Origin of the sequence: Janthinobacterium sp. 1_2014MBL_MicDiv (assembly GCF_001865675.1) — a bacterium.
Classification (GTDB): Bacteria; Pseudomonadota; Gammaproteobacteria; order Burkholderiales; family Burkholderiaceae_D; genus Janthinobacterium.
In genome coordinates this window covers 4,292,087-4,307,561 of the sequence record NZ_CP011319.1, presented here as the reverse complement: position 1 = coordinate 4,307,561, position 15,475 = coordinate 4,292,087, and the positions used below count along the sequence as shown (strand labels likewise).

Below are 15,475 nucleotides of genomic sequence, written 5' to 3'. Positions count from 1 at the left end.
GGCAAAGAATGTAGCATGGGCCACTCAAGGTGCATGCTGGCCGCTATTTTCCCCGTCGCCCGCCGTGTACTCGACAAAGCCGTCGCGGCGGCAAAAACTGGCCAGCTGCATGCCGGCCTGGCGCGCGATGCGGATGGCCAGCGAGGTGGGCGCCGAGATGGTGGCGACGAGCGGGATATGCATGCGCGCCGACTTGCGCACCAGTTCATAGCTGGCGCGGCTCGACAGGAAAACGAAGCCGTCATGCATGGCGATGCGGTGCAGGGCCAGGTAACCGATCAGCTTGTCCAGGCCGTTATGCCGGCCCACGTCCTCGAACACCTTCACGATGGCGCCCTCGGCCGTGCACCAGGCGGCCGCATGCACGCCGCCCGTCTTGTGCATCAGCTCCTGGCAGGGCAGCAGCTCGCGCGCGGCGCGCCCGATGATGGCGCTGCTGGCGACCAGCGGCGGCAGGGGCCGCGTGATCTTTTCCGGCACCAGGTCCAGCAGGGCCAGGCTTTCGATGCCGCACACGCCGCAACCGGTGCGCCCGGCCAGTGCGCGGCGGCGTCCCTTGAGCTTGATCAAATCCGGCTGCGCGATGGTCAGCCGCACTTCCGCGCTGTCCTCGCCGCAACACACATCGAGGTCGTAGATGTCGCGCACGCTGCCGACGATGCCTTCGGTCAAAGTAAAACCGACGGCGAATTCCTCGAGGTCGCGCGGCGTCGCCATCATCACCGCGTGGGCGATGCCGTTGTAGACGAGGGCCACGGGATATTCCTCGGCCACCACGTCGCGGCCGGCCGTGGCCGCGCCGCCCTGATGGCGCACGATGGGCACTTCCAGGTAACCGTCGCGCTCGGTGGTGCTGATGTCGCATTCCATGCTGTTCTCCCGTTAATCGATCTGATAGCGTGGGCAGGGCCGCAGCGGCGGCGGCAGGGCGTCGCCGTTGAGTTCCCGCAAGGAGCGTTCCGTTTCGCGCGTCATGGCGTTGAGGGCCAGGCAGTTGGGCGCCAGGCCGAACGGTTCGGCGATCTGCTGCGCGATGGCTTCCAGCGCAAACAGGGTGTAGGCGACAAAGACGGAAATGAGGGGCGTGGCCACGCCGATGGCGTCCACCAGGCCCAGCGGCAGCAAGAAACAATACATGTACACGGTGCGGTGCACCAGCACGCCATACGGATACGGTATCGGCGTGTTCTTGATGCGCTCGCAGCCGGCCACGGTGGCGGCCAGGTCGTTGAGCTGGGTGTCGAGCATCCACAGCAGCTGCGGTTGGCCCGGCTGGCGCTGCACGGCCTCGTGCAGCATGGCGCGCACCGCATGCAGCACGGCGACGGGCTGGTATTGCATGCCTTGCAGGCGCAGTACTTCCTCGGCCGGCAGGTAGCGCGCCAGGTCGTGCTGCGGGTCCGTCTGGCGCAGCTGGTGCTTGAGCGCGTAGACGAAGGCGATCATCCGGTTCAGCAGCAACTCGTGGTCGAGACCGCTCGTTTGCCGTGGCAGATACGTGATCGCCTGCGAAGCGAGGGCCCGCGCGGCGATCAGCAATTGCCCCCAGATATGCCGCGCCTCGGCGAAGCGCGCATAGCTGGCGTTGTTGCGAAAGCCGAGGAAGATCGCCAGGCTGATGCCGACCATGGGAAAGGGCGCCGTGTCGAGCGGAATCTTGACGCCGAAGATGCGGCCGTCCGTCAGCAGGGCAAGCGAACTGATCACCAGCATCAGCAGCAACTGCGGAATGATGGTTTGCAGCACCGAGCCATCCCAGACGAACAGCATGCGGAACCAGTTGGTGGTGGGCCGGATGATCATGATGTGATATCGCTCAATGCTTGCGGGGCACGACTTTGCCCTCGAAGACGTAGTATTGGAACAGGTTGTAGCCGATCATGATCGGCAACATGGAACCCATGCCGATCAGCATGAAGATCAGGGTCGGTTCATCGGACGCGGCCGCGGCAATCGTCAGCTTGCCCGGCACCAGGTCGGGGAAGAAGCTGATGGCCAGGCCCGCGAACGAAGACAGGAACAGCACGATGGCGCCGCGGAACGGCCCGCGCACGCCATTCACGTGCACGGCCCACAGGATGTAAATAAAGGCGCTGGCGGCGACGGCGGCCAGCGACAGCAGCACGCCGAACACGCCCGGCTGCGCCCAGCGTTCATGGCCGATGGCGCTGAAGACCATGGTGCCGGCCGACAGCACGATGGCCGCCGCCACCGTGGCCAGCACGCTGGCCGTCGCGTAGCGGCGCGCCGCCGCTTCCAGCTGGCCGCCCGTCTTCTTGATCAGATACGTGCTGCCCAGCAGGCAATAGCCGGCCACCACGCCCGCCGCCGTGCACGCCGTGAAGACGCCGCTCAGCCAGCCCGGCTGCAAGCCCGTGATGACCTCGCCCAGCACCACGCCCTGCGCCACGGCCGCCAGCAGGCTGCCCACGCCAAAGGCGAGGTCCCACAGCCGCTTGTTGCCGGCCGCATGGCGAAATTCGATTGAGGCGCCGCGCAGGATCAGGCTGGCGACCAGCAGCATGATGGGGATGTACAGTGCCTCGAGCAAGGTGGCGTAGGCGCCGGGAAAGGCGCCGAACAGGGCGCCGCCCACCACCACCAGCCAGGTTTCGTTGGCGTCCCACACGTGTTCGATCGACTGGAAGATCAGGTTGCGTTCCTGCTCGCGGCGCGTGAACAGGCTGAGGATGCCCACGCCCAGGTCGAAGCCGTCCGTGACGACGTAAAACACCAGCATCAGGCCGATGAGGCCGAACCAGGCGTTGCCCAGCATGGCTTGAGAATTCATATCCATTACACACTCCTTGGTTGATGGGGGCGCATCTCAGTGCGTGGTCTTCAGCAGGGCGCCGACGGCATGGGCGGCCTCCGGCGGCGGCGGCGTCACGTCGGGGCCCTTGCGCAGCCATTTCTTGGCGAACACAAAGAAGGTGACGAACAGCACCAGGTAAAACACGCAGAACATCAGCATGCTGCCGGCCACGGCGGGGGCCGCCACGTCCGAGACGGCGTCGCGCGTGCGCAGCAGGCCGTAGACGACCCACGGCTGGCGTCCCACTTCGCGCACGATCCAGCCGCATTCGACGGCGATGTAGGGCAGCGGGATGGTCAGTACCCAGGCCAGCAGCAGCTTGCGGTTGCGCAAAAATGCTTCCACCCGTCCGCCCGCCTTGCGCAACACCACTACCGTCCAGAACGCCAGCAGCACGAACCACATGCCGATGCCGGCCATGGCGCGGAACGCGTAGTACAGCAGCGGCAGCATGGGCGGCTGGTCTGCGCGGGCGATGTCGGCCAGGCCCGTGATCTTGCCCGTGGCGCTATGCGTGGCGATCACGCTGAGCATGCCGGGCACTTCCAGCGACCAGTCGTTCTTTTGCTCCACCTGGTTGGGCCAGGCCAGCAGCGACCAGGCCGCGCCCTCGCCATCGCGGTTCGTGTGCCAGTGGCCTTCGATGGCCGCGCCCTTGGCAGGCTGGGTCTGGAAGACGTCGACGCCGCTGGAGTCGCCCAGCCACACCTGCAGCGGCGCGATGACGAGCAGCAACATCAGGGCCAGCTTGAACGAGCGGGCGAAGAAGGCCGGTTCGCGGCGCTTGAACATATATCAGGCGGAAATGCCGGCGATGACGAACAAGCCCGTTTCCACGGCGGCCACCCACATGTGGCCCACGGCCCAGGCCATGTCCGGGTTGAAGATGGCGGCCACGTAATCGGTGACGATGATCTTGCCGTCAACCACGCGCACGCCGGCCGGCGTCTGCATCCAGGAATTGGCGACCATGATCCAGAACGAGGAAATGCTGGAACCGAGCGCCACCATGCCGGTGGCAAACAGGTGCACACCCTTCGGTACGCGGCCCCAGCCGAACATCATGATGCCGATGAAGCCCGCTTCCAGCATGAAGGCCATGGCACCCTCGAAGCCGAGGATGTTGCCGATGAACTGGCCCGAGTGGTGCGAAAACGGCGCCCAGTTGGTGCCGAACTGGAATTCCAGGGGGATGCCGCTGACGACGCCGACGGCAAAGTTCAGCACCAGCAGCTTGCCCCAGAAGCGCGCGTGGCGGTAGTACACAGGGTCGCTGGTGCGCAGCCACAGCGCCTCGACGACGAACAGGAACAGCGACAGGCTGATCGTCAATATGGGCCACAGGATGTGGAAGATGGCCGTCATCGCGAATTGCGCGCGCGACAGGTCCAGCGTATCGAAACCGAACATGGCGATCTCCTGTTCAGCTGATGGCGGCCGAAGGCGCCAGCAGCACGGGGATGGATTTGAAGGTCGGCGTGCGCGAGCCGTGGCCCACGCTGTCGAGCGGCACCAGCGGATTGGTTTCCGGGTAGTAGGCGCCGATGCAGCCGCGCGGGATGTCGTACTCGACCAGCAGGAAACGGTCGGCCCGGCGTGCTATGCCGTCATGCCACACGCCGATCAGGTCGACCCAGTCGCCGGCCGCAAAGCCCAGCATGGCCAGGTCGTCCTTGTTGATGAAGACCACGCGGCGCTGGCCGAACACGCCGCGGTAGCGGTCGTCCATGGCGTAGATCGTCGTGTTGTACTGGTCGTGCGAGCGCGTGGTCATCAGCACCATCAGGCGCTCGCCATATTGCTGGCGCGCACGGTGGATCGGCGTGTCCTGTTCCACGGCGTTGACGAGGAATTGCGCCTTGCCGCTGGCCGTCTTCCACACGCGTTCGCGCGAGGCGATTTCCAGGTGGAAGCCACCGGGCTTGGCCACGCGCAAGTTGTAGTCGAAAAAGTCGTCGAAGACCTGTTCGATGGAATCGCGCAGCAGCGCATAGTTGCCCGAGTAGCGCAGCCAGTCGATCTTCGCGCTGCCCAGGGTCGCTTGCGCCATGCCGGCCACGATGGCGATTTCCGAGCGCAAATTGGGCGAGGCGGGCTGGTTCATGCCGAACGAGATGTGCACCATGCTCATCGAATCTTCCACCGTCACGCCCTGCGCCACGCCCGCCTGCACGTCGATTTCCGTGCGGCCCAGGGTGGGCAGGATCAGCGCATCCTTGCCGTGCACGAGGTGGCTGCGGTTGAGCTTGGTGGCGATGTGCACGGTCAGGTCGCACGAGCGCAGCGCATCCCAGGTGCGCGGCGTGTCCGGTGTGGCCATCGAGAAATTGCCGCCCAGGGCGACGAACACTTTCACCTTTTTCTCCAGCATGGCCTCGATGGTGCCGACAGCGTCGTAGCCGTGGTGGCGCGGCGGCTCGAAGTTGAAGACGAGGCCCAGGCGGTCGAGGAATTCCTTGGTCGGCTGTTCCTCGATGCCCATGGTGCGGTTGCCCTGCACGTTCGAATGGCCGCGCACGGGGCACAGTCCCGCGCCGCGCTTGCCGATATTGCCGCGCATCATCATCAAGTTCGACAGGATTTGCACGGTGGCCAGCGAATTCTTGTGCTGCGTCACGCCCATGCCCCAGGTGGCGATGACGGCCTTGCCCTTCACATAGATCTGCGTCAATTCCTCGATCTTGTCGCGCGCCACGCCCGATTCGGCCAGCAGCAAGTCCCAGCTTTCGGCGCGCAGGTCGGCGGCAAAGGCGTCGAAGCCGCTCGTGTGCTCGGCGATGAAAGCGCAGTCGAGCACGCGCTCCTGGCCGTGGGCGACGGCGGCGTCATCGAGCTCGATCACGCGCTTGGCCATGGCCTTGATCAGCGCGAAGTCGCCGCCCAGGGTGGGGCAGATGAACAGCGAGCAAATGTTCGTGCTGCCGCCCGTCAGCATTTCCAGCGGATGCTGCGGGCTCGTGAAGCGCTCCAGGCCCCGCTCGTGCAGCGGATTGATCGAGACGATGACGGCGCCGCGGCGCGACGCTTCGCGCAGCTCGCCCAGCATGCGCGGGTGGTTGGTGGCCGGGTTCTGGCCGAACAGCAGCAGGGTGTCCGCATGCTCGAAATCGTCGAGCAGCACCGTGCCCTTGCCGATGCCCACCGTTTCCGGCAAGCCGCGGCTCGTCGCTTCGTGGCACAGGTTGGAGCAATCGGGGAAGTTATTCGTGCCGTAGGCGCGCACGAACAGCTGATACAAAAAGGCCGCCTCGTTGCTGGCGCGGCCCGATGTGTAGAAGGCAGCCTGGTTGGGGTCGTCCAGCGCGTGCAGGTGGTGCGCCACCAGGGCAAAGGCATCGTCCCAGGCAATGGCCTGGTATTTGTCGCTGGCGGCGTCGTACACCATGGGGTCCGTCAGGCGGCCATGTTGTTCCAGCGCATAGTCCGACTGTTCCATCAGCTGCGTGACGGTGTGCTCCTGGAAGAACTCCGGGCGCACGCGCTTGCTCGTCGATTCGGCGGCCACGGCCTTGACGCCGTTTTCGCAGAATTCGAACGTCGACGCGTGTTCGCGGTCGGGCCAGGCGCAGCCGGGACAGTCGAAACCATCGGGCTGGTTTTGCTCGAACAGCGAGCGGTAGTTGCCCGCGCTGACTTTTTCCTTGAACAGGTTGATGGCCACGTACTTGAGGGCACCCCAGCCGGCCGCGGCATGGGTATAGGGCGCGATGCGCGCGTCGGACTTTGGCTTGCTCATGATGACTCTCCTGGTGATATGCGATGGGACAGTCACATGGTAGGGGCGGCGCGCTGCCCCGTAGGCGCACAGTTCCGGGCAAAAAAACAGAGTACAGATGGGGCGCGGGCGATTTGCGTCGCGCCGGCACTGTCCCTGATTTATGATGCAGGCGAGGGCAGTGCAGCGTGCGCGCCCGGTCTTGCGCGAGGAAGAAGATGCAACAGGAAAATGCGGGAATCGACGAGGCGCTGGTGGCGTTGCTGGCGCTGTTGTGGCAAGCGCGCCAGGACGCGCCGGAAAAGCCGTGGTCGCTGGCCAAGCTGGCCAAGCGGGCGGGAGTACAGATGAGCACATTGTTGCGCCAGCTCAATGCACTGTCCAGCGCGGGACTGGCGGTCGTGGCCACGGCCGAGAATGGCGGCGGCAGCGCGTTGCTCAGCGCGGCGGGGGCCGAGCTGTGCGCCAGCATATTTGCCGCGCCGCCCGCGCCATAGCGGCCACGACGCGCGTCTGTACTCTATCGCCGGAGGCCGGACTGTACCTCTAGAAGAATCGCCATCGGCCTTATGCTGGACGCTGACGATTGAATAAGCAGGGGGCGCAAATGAACACCATACTGTATCCGCAACAGGCGATCTGGCAGCCCGGCATGCCGCTGGCCGCCGACGAGTTTGCCGCAGGGCCGGTCCATGCACCGTTTGAACCGTGCGTCGACATGCTGGGCCGCCCATTGACGGACTTGCGCATTTCCGTGATCGACCAGTGCAATTTTCGCTGCACCTATTGCATGCCGGCCGAGCTGTATCCCAGCGACTATCCCTTCCTGCCATCAAGCGAACGCCTGTCCTTCGCACAGATCGAGACCATGGCGCGCGCCTTCGTGCGCCTCGGCGTGGACAAGATCCGTATCACGGGCGGCGAGCCGTTGCTGCGCAAGAACCTCGAGCAGCTGATCGAACGCCTGGCGCGCCTGGCCACGCCGGATGGCCGCGCCGTGACGGTGGCGCTGACGACGAATGGCAGCTTGCTGGCGGCCAAGGCGCGCGCGCTGAAGGATGCGGGCCTGGCGCGCGTCACGGTCAGCCTCGATAGCCTGGACAATGGCATTTTCCAGCGCATGAACGGCGTCGATTTTCCCGTCGAGAAAGTGTTGCACGGTATTGAGGTAGCGCAGGCCGTGGGCCTGAACCCCGTGAAGGTCAACATGGTCGTGCAAAAAGGCGTCAACGACAGCCAGATCCTGCAGCTGGCGCGCCATTTCCGCCATACGGGCGTGGTGCTGCGCCTGATCGAATTCATGGATGTGGGCGGCATCGGTGCCTGGTCGCGCACGCATGTCGTCACTTCGGACGAGGCGCGCGCGCTGATCGAAGCCGAGTTCCCGCTGCTCGCGCAGGCGGATGGCAAACCCGTGTCGCACGAGACGGCCAGCCGCTTTCACTACCGCGACGGCGGCGGCGAAGTGGGTTTCATTTCCAGCGTGTCGCAGCCGTTCTGCGGCGATTGCAGCAGGGTGCGCGTATCGTCGGACGGCAAGATGTTCCTGTGCCTGTTCGCCCACGATGGCGTCGACCTGCGGCCCCAGCTTGACTCCGCACCAGGGCTGGAAGCCGTGCTGCGCCAGCACTGGCAGCGCCGCGGCGACCGCTATTCGGAAGTGCGCGGCGCCCTGGCCCAGCTCGGCGAGCGCAAGCAGTATCGCACCGTGCGCATGTCGCTGGTGGGCGGCTGACGGCGCGGGAACGGCTACAGGAATTCGGTGATGAGCTTGCCCAGCAGGATGATCGCTTGCTCGACGCCCACGCTCCACGGATAGCTGTAATTGAGGCGGATGCAATGCTTGTAGGCATGACTGACGGAAAACATGCGGCCCGGCCCCACCGTGATCCGGCATTCCAGCGCGCGCCGGTACAGTTGCATGGAATCCACATTACCGGGCAATTCCACCCACAGCACGTAGCCGCCCTGCGGGTGCGAGATCTTGGTACCGGCAGGAAAGAAGCGCTGCACGGCGGCCGCCATGATGCGCGCCTGCTGGGCATAGGCCTTGCGCACGCGGCGCAGGTGCTGTTCATAGCCATCGTTTTGCAGGTATTCGGCGATGGCCAGCTGCGGAAACGACGAGGTGGTCAGCGTGTTGAGGAATTTCAGCTCCTCGACCTTGCCGCGGTAGCGTCCGGCCAGCGCCCAGCCCACGCGGTGCGCCGCGCTCAGGCTCTTGGAAAACGAGGCGCAGTGCAGCACCAGGCCCTTGCGGTCGAACGATTTCAGCGACGAGGGATGGGCGTCGCCGAAGTACAGTTCGTTGTAGACGCCGTTCTCGATGGCGGGCACGTCGTGCTGCTCCAGCAGCTGGTACAGGGCCAGCTTGCGCTGGTCGGACATCTGGAAGCCGAGCGGGTTCTGGAAGTTCGGCATCACCATGACGGCGGCGATCGGCTGCTGGGCCATGATGTCGGCCAGCGCCTCGATGCTGATGCCTTCATACGGGTCGGTGGACACTTCCACCACCTTCATGCCCAGCCGTTCGACGGCCATCAGCATGGCATAGAAGGTGGGCGATTCGACGGCGATGGTGTCGCCCGGCCTGGCCACGGCTTGCAGGCACAGGTTGATCGCTTCCGTGGCGCCCACGGTGACGATGATTTCATCCGGATCGACGGCCAGGCCGTTTTCCAGGTAGCGGCGGGCGATTTCGCGTATCAGTTGCGGGTTGCCCGGCGGCAGGTCGTCCGTCACGCTCCAGGCGCGGTTGCGGCGCGCCACGCTGCCCGCATACTGGTTGATGCGTTCCCAGGGAAACAGCGACGGGTCGGGGTAGGGCGAACCGAGCGGGATGGCGTCGTTCAGGCCGATCGAGCGCAGCGTCGACAGCACCAGGCGGCTGACGTGCACTTCGGCCGGCACGGGGCTCGGATGCGACGCCTGCATGCACATGGCCGGCGTGGCCGCGTCGCTGGCGCGCTGGCGCACGAAGTAGCCGGACTGGGGCCGGCTTTCAATCACGCCCATGCTCTCCAGCTTGACGTAGGCGCGCAGCACGGTGGTGATGCTCAGCTTGTGCTGCTGGCTGGTCTGGCGCACCGAGGGAATGCGTTCGCCGGGCAGCAGCACGCCCTTGGCCACCAGTTGTTCGATGTCGCCAACGAGCTTTTCATACAGTTTCATGCAGTGGTATCCGTGTTTGTATTCTTGCTCTACGTCATTGCATTATCTGTCAAATCGTGGGCGGGAATGGCTTTTTGTCGGCGCCGGCGGGGGTGAGGCGGCTGCGTGGCATCGCATGTTGCCGGAATGAAACGGGCATTTGCCGCTTCCTGGTTTAAGATCGATAGACAGAATGAAAGGGAAACACTGGCCATGGCTATTCCACAGAGCATGTTGTCCATCGTCGCGCGCGACGAAGTGCATTTGCAGTTCACGCTGAAGGCGGGCGTCGCCATGGGATCCTTGTTCAAGGCCCTGGGCGCCTTGTGGGACGCGGGCACGACGGGCATCGGCGACCCCACCCTCAACCGCCATCACCAATTGACGGGCGGCACGGCCAATATCGTGCTGGGATTCAAGCCCGAGCTGTGGCGCGCCGCGTCCGCGGCCGGCCTGCCGGACAATCTGCACTCGTTTGCCGACGATCTCGTCGGCATCAACGGCATGCGCGCGCCCGCCACCCAGCACGACCTGTGGGTGTGGATCACGCAATCGAACGCGGCCACCCTGTATGACAGCATGCGCGCGGCCGTGACATTGCTCGGTCCTTACGCCGACCTGGCCAGCGAGCAGGTGTGTTTCCCGTACCATAACAATGTGACGTTCGACGGCTTTGCCGACGGCGTCGCCAATCCGAATCCGTTTCGCGCCAATGGCGTGGCCATCATTGCCGACGGCGACCAGGGGGCGGGCGGTTCCACCGTGCTGCTCCAGAAATGGCGGATGGACGTGGAGCGCCTGCGCGCCTTGCCCGTGCACGCGGCCGAGCAGGTGTGGGGCCGCACCAAGGCCGGCAGCCACGAATTGTCGCCGCAGCCCGAGGATAGCCATGTGGGGCGCAACCAGTTCCGGCGCAACGGCGAGGAAGTCGATATCGTGCGCCGCAATGCCAATTACGGCAATGCCACGGAAGCGGGCATCATGTTTGTCGGTTTTTGCAAGGACATCACGGTGACCATGGGCATGTTGCGGCAAATGTATGGCGTCGGCGACGACGGCGTCGCCAGGACGGACCGGCTGCTCGATTTTTCCACGGCGCTGTCGTCGGCCATCTATTTCGTGCCCGGCATCGACGCCCTGTTGAAGATGGGTGTTTCGCCTGCGGATCCCGGTTAAGCTGCCGTTGCCGGTACAATCGCCAATTATTGACCAGTCACCCCACAGGAGTCTTCCGATGCGTATCCCTACCAAAAAACTGCTGTCCGCCCTGATCGTCGGCAGCGTCGTCGTCAGCGCCGGCGCCTCGGCCGTCGGCCTGGGCTTTCTCGCCGACACGCCCATGGCGTATCTGAACAAGAATGACAAGCCCGTGTTCGTCAAGGCCGTGACGGCCGTGCTGAACGAGAAAAAGGATGGCGAAACGACGCCATGGAGCAATGAAGGCTTGCGCAATTCCGTGCGCATCCACGCCGACATCACGGCCAGCGACACGGAAAAGACCGATGCCCAGGTATGCCGCAAGGTGCAGGTGGCCTTGAGCGCCAAGGGCCAGGAACAGACCTTGAAGCTGAAAGTGTGCAAGAGCGGCGCCGAAGCGTGGAAAGTGGCGAAGGTCTGATGCCCCTGTTTTGATTGCGCCACACCCTGCCGTGTATTTTCCCGGCAGGGCGGCGACTTTCTCATAGGCAAGCTACACAGCGGTTAGAATCACGTTTTACCTTCATCTTTCCCCCGCATGCAGCAAAGTCGCCTCCTGTTTTTCCGCCTGGCCAGCCAGTTCCGCCGCTATGGCGCCATCGTAGCCGGCACCCTGCTGGCCGTGGGCGTGGCGTCCGCCACCGATGTGTTATTGATCCGGCAATTGCAAAACGTCGTCGACGCCATGCGCGACACGGCCAGCGCACAGGTGGCGCCCGTGTCCGGCGTGATGGGCATGTTGCAGGGCTGGGTCGACCGCTTCCTGCCGGCACAGGCGGGGCAGGTGGATATCTGGGTGATACCCGCCACCATCCTGGGCCTGGCCGTGCTGCGCATGGTGTCGAGCTTTGCCGGCGATTATGGTTCCGTATGGCTATCGAGCCGGGTGCAGGCCGACCTGCGCGAAAAGATGTTCGCCACCATCATGCGCCTGCCCAGCCGCTTTTTCGACACCACCACCACCAGCCTGACGCAGTCGCGCGTGGCCTTCGACGCCAGCCAGGTGTCGCAGGCGGGCTTGAATGTGCTCAACGTGATGGTGCGCGATTCCGTCGCCACCATCGGCTACCTGATCTTGCTGTTCAGCATAGACGTCAAGCTGGCCCTGTTCTGCATGGCGTCGATGCCCATCGTGGCCCTGGTGGTGACCCTGGCGGGACGGCGCATGCGCCACCTGAGCAAGAGTTCGCAGCAAGCCGTGGGCGAGCTGACTTCCGTGCTCGACGAAAGCATCGGCGGCCAGCGCGTCGTGAAAATATTCGGCGGGCAGGATTATGAGCAGGCGCGCTTCGTCGACGTGGTCAAGCGCAACCGCCAGCTGGCCGTCAAGCACGCGGCCACCTCGGCCATGAATTCCGGCTTCATCATGATGCTGGTCGGCATTACCCTGTCCTCCGTGATTTATTTCGCCATGCTGCGCGCGCAAAGCGGCGCCATCACGCCGGGCGCCTTCGTCGCCTTCATGGGCGCGCTGATGGCGATGCAGTCGCCGATCAAGAACTTGACCAAGATCAATGAGCCGCTGCAGCGTGGCCTGGCGGCGGCCGAATCCGTGTTCAGCCTGATCGACACGCCGCTGGAACCGGACCCGGGCGCCATCGCGCCGGCCACGGTGCAGGGCAACCTGTCGCTGCGGAACGTGGATTTCCGCTACAACAGCGATGATCCCGATGCGCCCACGGCCCTGAGCAATATCTCGCTCGACATCCGCGCCGGCGAAACGGTGGCCCTGGTGGGCGGCTCGGGCGGCGGCAAGACTACCTTGCTGGGCCTGCTGCCGCGCTTCTATGACGTCAGCGGCGGCCAGATCCTGCTCGACGGCGTCGACTTGCGCGACTACGCCTTGCTGGCCCTGCGGCGCCAGTTCGCCCTCGTCAGCCAGGACGTGATCCTGTTCAATGACACGATGGCGGCGAATATCGCCTATGGCGACCCGGCGCCGGACCAGGACAGGATCGAAGCGTCGGCGCGCGCCGCCTATGCGCACGACTTCATCATGCAGCTGCCGCAAGGCTACGCCACGCAGGCGGGCCAGAACGGTTCGCGCCTGTCGGGCGGACAGCGCCAGCGCCTGGCGATCGCGCGCGCGCTGTACAAGGATGCGCCCATCCTGCTGCTCGACGAGGCCACCAGCGCGCTGGACACGGAGTCGGAACGTTCGGTGCAGGCGGCGCTGGAAGTGCTGATGCGCAACCGCACCACCATCGTCATCGCCCACCGATTGTCGACCATCGAAAGCGCCGACCGCATCGTCGTCATGCAGGGCGGGCGGCTGGTGGAATCGGGCAGTCATGCGGCCTTGCTGCAGCAGGGCGGCGCGTATGCGCGCCTGCATGCGAGCCAGTTGTCGCCCGTCAAGGACGGCGTGGCTTGACGTGCGGCGCGCCTGCCGCGCCAGCCAGCCACGAGGCCGGAACCGGACCAGCAGGTCCGGTTCCGGCTTTTTTTTGTCGGGAGCGGCAATCGTGCCCGTGGCGAACGGCGCTTGCCTTTATGATGGCAGCCGCAAGGCAATATGAGCAATGGAGCAACATGAAGAACCGACAGACGATGCGCTGGCTGCTGGCCGCTGCGCTGGGCATGAGCACGGCCTTGCCGTTGATGGGGCAGGCGCAGACAGCATTGCCGGCGACGGCGTCCGATCAGGCGCAAGAGGAAGAACAGACCATGTATCTGGATGAAAATTTCGTACCGAGCAATCAGCGCCGCGCCGCGTACGCGCTGCGCACGCCGCCCGTGCGCGACGAGGCGCTGGGCGCCTGGCATGTGCGGCTCGAATTTCCCGACACGCCGGGCGTGCCGGCCTTTGAAACCTATGCCACCGACCTGGACCTGAGCCAGATCAAGTTCGTGCGTTTTCGCAAGTATTACTACGAGAGTGGCCAGCTGCTGCGCGAGACCTACTTCAATGCCCAGGGCGAGGAGCTGCTCGGCGGCTGCGTGTACTTCGAGAATGGCCAGGTGCAGCAGAAGGTGACCGCGCTGCCGAACGGGCGCGACAGCATCTCGGAAACGTATCACGAGAATGGCCAGCTGATGAACCGCACGCTGTATCACGGCGACGAGATGGCCGATGGCGAGCATGTGTCGTATGGCGCGAATGGGGCCGTCAGCAGCCGCTCGTATCAACGCAATGGCAAGATGCATGGCGTGCAGGAATTGTTTTATGCGGACGGCAAGCTGCACCGGCGCGGACGCTTCGTCGATGGCAAGCGCGAGGGCGAGTTTGTCCGGTATGCCCAGGACGGCAGCGTGCTGGCCATGACCGTCTGGGTGCACGACCAGCCCGACGGCTGGTCGTTTGAAAGCCATGACAATGGCGTCGTGTCGAACAAAACGCTGTACCGGAAGGGCGCCGTGCTCAGCTTGCAAACATGGGCCCCGAATGGCCGGCCCAATTTTGCGTGGCAGAAAGACGCGCAGGGGCGCGACCACGGCGATACGACCGATTGGCATGCAAACGGCGTGCGCGCCAGCGTGACCCCGTTTGTCGCAGGCCAGCGCCACGGCCTGCTGCAAATCTGGCACACCGATGGCAGCCTGCAGCAGATCGTGCCCTATGAACACGGCAAGAAGCACGGCATCGAGCGCCACTGGGACAAGGCCGGCAAGCTGGTGCTGGAGCAGGCGTGGCAGGATGGACAGCCGGTGGCCGTCAGATAGCGCTCAATTTCATGACAGGGATCAGCATGCGGTATGGACAGACTATGCGGACCATGCGCCTGGCGCTGATGGCGGCGCTGATGGCGGCGCTGATGACGGCCGTGCCGCTGGCGGCGCAGGCGCAGGTTCCGGATGCGCTGGCCGGCGGCACGTCATTGTATGAAAATGGGCAGGTCAGGCAGAAGGTGACCCGGCTGCCGAACGGGCGCGACAGCATCGCCGAGACGTACCATGAAAATGGCCAGCTGATGCACCGCATTCGCTACCACGGCAGGCAGATGGCCGATGGCGAATATGTGTCGTACGGGCCGAATGGCAAGGTGAGCAGCCGCGCCTTCCTGAAGGGCGGCAGGATGCATGGGCGGCAAGACGTGTTTTACGCCGATGGCACGCTGTTCCAGCGCAGTCATTTTATCCATGACAAGCAGGATGGCGAGTTCTTCACCTATGCGCAGGACGGCAGCTTGCGCGCGCGCAAGGTCTGGGTGGACGGCGAACCCGATGGCTGGTCGTTTGACAGCCATGACAATGGCCAGCTGGCGCAAAAGGCCCTGTACCGCAAGGGCAGGCTCTTGAGCATGCAAAAGTGGGGCAGCAACGGCAAGCCATCGGTCGCCTGGCGGCAGGATGCGCAGGGGCGCGAGCAGGGCGACGTGACGCAGTGGCATGACAACGGCGTGCGCGCCAGCGTGACCCCCATGCGCGACGGCCAGCGCCACGGCTTGCTGCAGACATGGTACGACGACGGCAGCCTGCAGCAGCTCGTGCCGTACGCGTACGGCAAGAAGCACGGCATCGAGCGCCACTGGGACAGGAATGGCAGGCTGGTGCAGGAGCAGGCTTGGCAGGCTGGGCAGTTACTGCCTGCCGGCCAGGCGGAAGTGGGAGCGCGCTAGCCGATGCAGGTATCATGTAGGGATTCCGGTCCGCCAGCA

General features: G+C 64.7%; 12 protein-coding genes and 1 pseudogene. 7 read left to right on the top strand and 6 right to left on the bottom strand.

The annotated features are described in order from the left end of the window. Positions 1 to 24 precede the first annotated feature (24 nt). From fdhD to YQ44_RS18605, 5 genes and pseudogenes are all read right to left on the bottom strand, one after another. Positions 25 to 870 (bottom strand): formate dehydrogenase accessory sulfurtransferase FdhD, encoded by an 846-nt coding sequence (gene fdhD, locus YQ44_RS18625; RefSeq protein WP_071324656.1) that lies wholly within the window; start codon positions 868 to 870, stop codon positions 25 to 27. 12 nt (positions 871 to 882) lie between these two features. After that, a complete protein-coding gene (locus YQ44_RS18620) occupies positions 883 to 1,803 on the bottom strand; it encodes a bestrophin family protein (RefSeq protein WP_071324655.1) in 921 nt (306 codons plus the stop codon). A gap of 13 nt (positions 1,804 to 1,816) precedes the next feature. Then, positions 1,817 to 2,797, bottom strand: a complete 981-nt coding sequence (locus YQ44_RS18615) for a cytochrome d ubiquinol oxidase subunit II (RefSeq protein WP_071324654.1) — start codon at positions 2,795 to 2,797, stop codon at positions 1,817 to 1,819. 30 nt (positions 2,798 to 2,827) lie between these two features. Then, a pseudogene (locus tag YQ44_RS18610) lies at positions 2,828 to 4,225 on the bottom strand (cytochrome ubiquinol oxidase subunit I). A gap of 13 nt (positions 4,226 to 4,238) precedes the next feature. After that, positions 4,239 to 6,551: an FdhF/YdeP family oxidoreductase gene (locus YQ44_RS18605; protein ID WP_071324653.1), complete on the bottom strand. Its 2,313-nt coding sequence runs from the start codon at positions 6,549 to 6,551 to the stop codon at positions 4,239 to 4,241. Between the two features lie 197 nt (positions 6,552 to 6,748). Here YQ44_RS18605 and YQ44_RS18600 point away from each other — a divergent pair, with 197 nt between their 5' ends. Next, positions 6,749 to 7,027, top strand: a complete 279-nt coding sequence (locus YQ44_RS18600; RefSeq protein ID WP_071324652.1) for a helix-turn-helix domain-containing protein — start codon at positions 6,749 to 6,751, stop codon at positions 7,025 to 7,027. 155 nt (positions 7,028 to 7,182) lie between these two features. Beyond that, positions 7,183 to 8,265, top strand: coding sequence for a GTP 3',8-cyclase MoaA (gene moaA / locus YQ44_RS18595; protein ID WP_071326609.1), 1,083 nt, complete (start codon positions 7,183 to 7,185; stop codon positions 8,263 to 8,265). 14 nt (positions 8,266 to 8,279) lie between these two features. Here moaA and YQ44_RS18590 read toward each other — a convergent pair whose 3' ends face one another. Further along, the gene (locus YQ44_RS18590; RefSeq protein WP_071324651.1) at positions 8,280 to 9,701 is read right to left on the bottom strand and encodes an aminotransferase-like domain-containing protein; all 1,422 of its coding nucleotides are present in this window, start codon (positions 9,699 to 9,701) and stop codon (positions 8,280 to 8,282) included. Between the two features lie 192 nt (positions 9,702 to 9,893). On the opposite strand from YQ44_RS18590, the gene YQ44_RS18585 reads away from it, so the two are divergent. The 5 genes from YQ44_RS18585 to YQ44_RS18565 all read left to right on the top strand — a co-directional run bounded on the left by YQ44_RS18585 (position 9,894) and on the right by YQ44_RS18565 (position 15,436). After that, positions 9,894 to 10,856 carry a Dyp-type peroxidase gene (locus YQ44_RS18585; protein WP_198043752.1) on the top strand — a complete coding sequence of 321 codons (963 nt, stop codon included), beginning with the start codon at positions 9,894 to 9,896 and terminating at the stop codon, positions 10,854 to 10,856. Positions 10,857 to 10,914: 58 nt separating this feature from the next. Then, complete coding sequence (locus tag YQ44_RS18580; RefSeq protein ID WP_071324649.1) at positions 10,915 to 11,298, top strand: hypothetical protein; 384 nt, start codon at positions 10,915 to 10,917, stop codon at positions 11,296 to 11,298. 117 nt (positions 11,299 to 11,415) lie between these two features. Next, on the top strand, positions 11,416 to 13,251 hold the full coding sequence (gene msbA / locus YQ44_RS18575) for a lipid A export permease/ATP-binding protein MsbA (RefSeq protein ID WP_071324648.1): 1,836 nt from the start codon (positions 11,416 to 11,418) through the stop codon (positions 13,249 to 13,251). A 158-nt stretch (positions 13,252 to 13,409) separates the two neighbouring features. Beyond that, entirely contained in the window at positions 13,410 to 14,540 is a 1,131-nt protein-coding gene (locus YQ44_RS18570) for a toxin-antitoxin system YwqK family antitoxin (protein ID WP_071324647.1), read from the top strand. A gap of 44 nt (positions 14,541 to 14,584) precedes the next feature. Beyond that, the gene (locus YQ44_RS18565) at positions 14,585 to 15,436 is read left to right on the top strand and encodes a toxin-antitoxin system YwqK family antitoxin (protein WP_071324646.1); all 852 of its coding nucleotides are present in this window, start codon (positions 14,585 to 14,587) and stop codon (positions 15,434 to 15,436) included. Positions 15,437 to 15,475 lie beyond the last annotated feature (39 nt).

What these genes read in the sequence shown, in the direction of transcription:
- fdhD (WP_071324656.1), bottom strand. Translation starts at nt 870, where the DNA reads ATGGAATGCGACATCAGCACCACCGAGCGCGACGGTTACCTGGAAGTG.
- YQ44_RS18620 (WP_071324655.1), bottom strand. Translation starts at nt 1,803, where the DNA reads ATGATCATCCGGCCCACCACCAACTGGTTCCGCATGCTGTTCGTCTGG.
- YQ44_RS18615 (WP_071324654.1), bottom strand. Translation starts at nt 2,797, where the DNA reads ATGGATATGAATTCTCAAGCCATGCTGGGCAACGCCTGGTTCGGCCTC.
- YQ44_RS18605 (WP_071324653.1), bottom strand. Translation starts at nt 6,551, where the DNA reads ATGAGCAAGCCAAAGTCCGACGCGCGCATCGCGCCCTATACCCATGCC.
- YQ44_RS18600 (WP_071324652.1), top strand. Translation starts at nt 6,749, where the DNA reads ATGCAACAGGAAAATGCGGGAATCGACGAGGCGCTGGTGGCGTTGCTG.
- moaA (WP_071326609.1), top strand. Translation starts at nt 7,183, where the DNA reads ATGCCGCTGGCCGCCGACGAGTTTGCCGCAGGGCCGGTCCATGCACCG.
- YQ44_RS18590 (WP_071324651.1), bottom strand. Translation starts at nt 9,701, where the DNA reads ATGAAACTGTATGAAAAGCTCGTTGGCGACATCGAACAACTGGTGGCC.
- YQ44_RS18585 (WP_198043752.1), top strand. Translation starts at nt 9,894, where the DNA reads ATGGCTATTCCACAGAGCATGTTGTCCATCGTCGCGCGCGACGAAGTG.
- YQ44_RS18580 (WP_071324649.1), top strand. Translation starts at nt 10,915, where the DNA reads ATGCGTATCCCTACCAAAAAACTGCTGTCCGCCCTGATCGTCGGCAGC.
- msbA (WP_071324648.1), top strand. Translation starts at nt 11,416, where the DNA reads ATGCAGCAAAGTCGCCTCCTGTTTTTCCGCCTGGCCAGCCAGTTCCGC.
- YQ44_RS18570 (WP_071324647.1), top strand. Translation starts at nt 13,410, where the DNA reads ATGAAGAACCGACAGACGATGCGCTGGCTGCTGGCCGCTGCGCTGGGC.
- YQ44_RS18565 (WP_071324646.1), top strand. Translation starts at nt 14,585, where the DNA reads ATGCGGACCATGCGCCTGGCGCTGATGGCGGCGCTGATGGCGGCGCTG.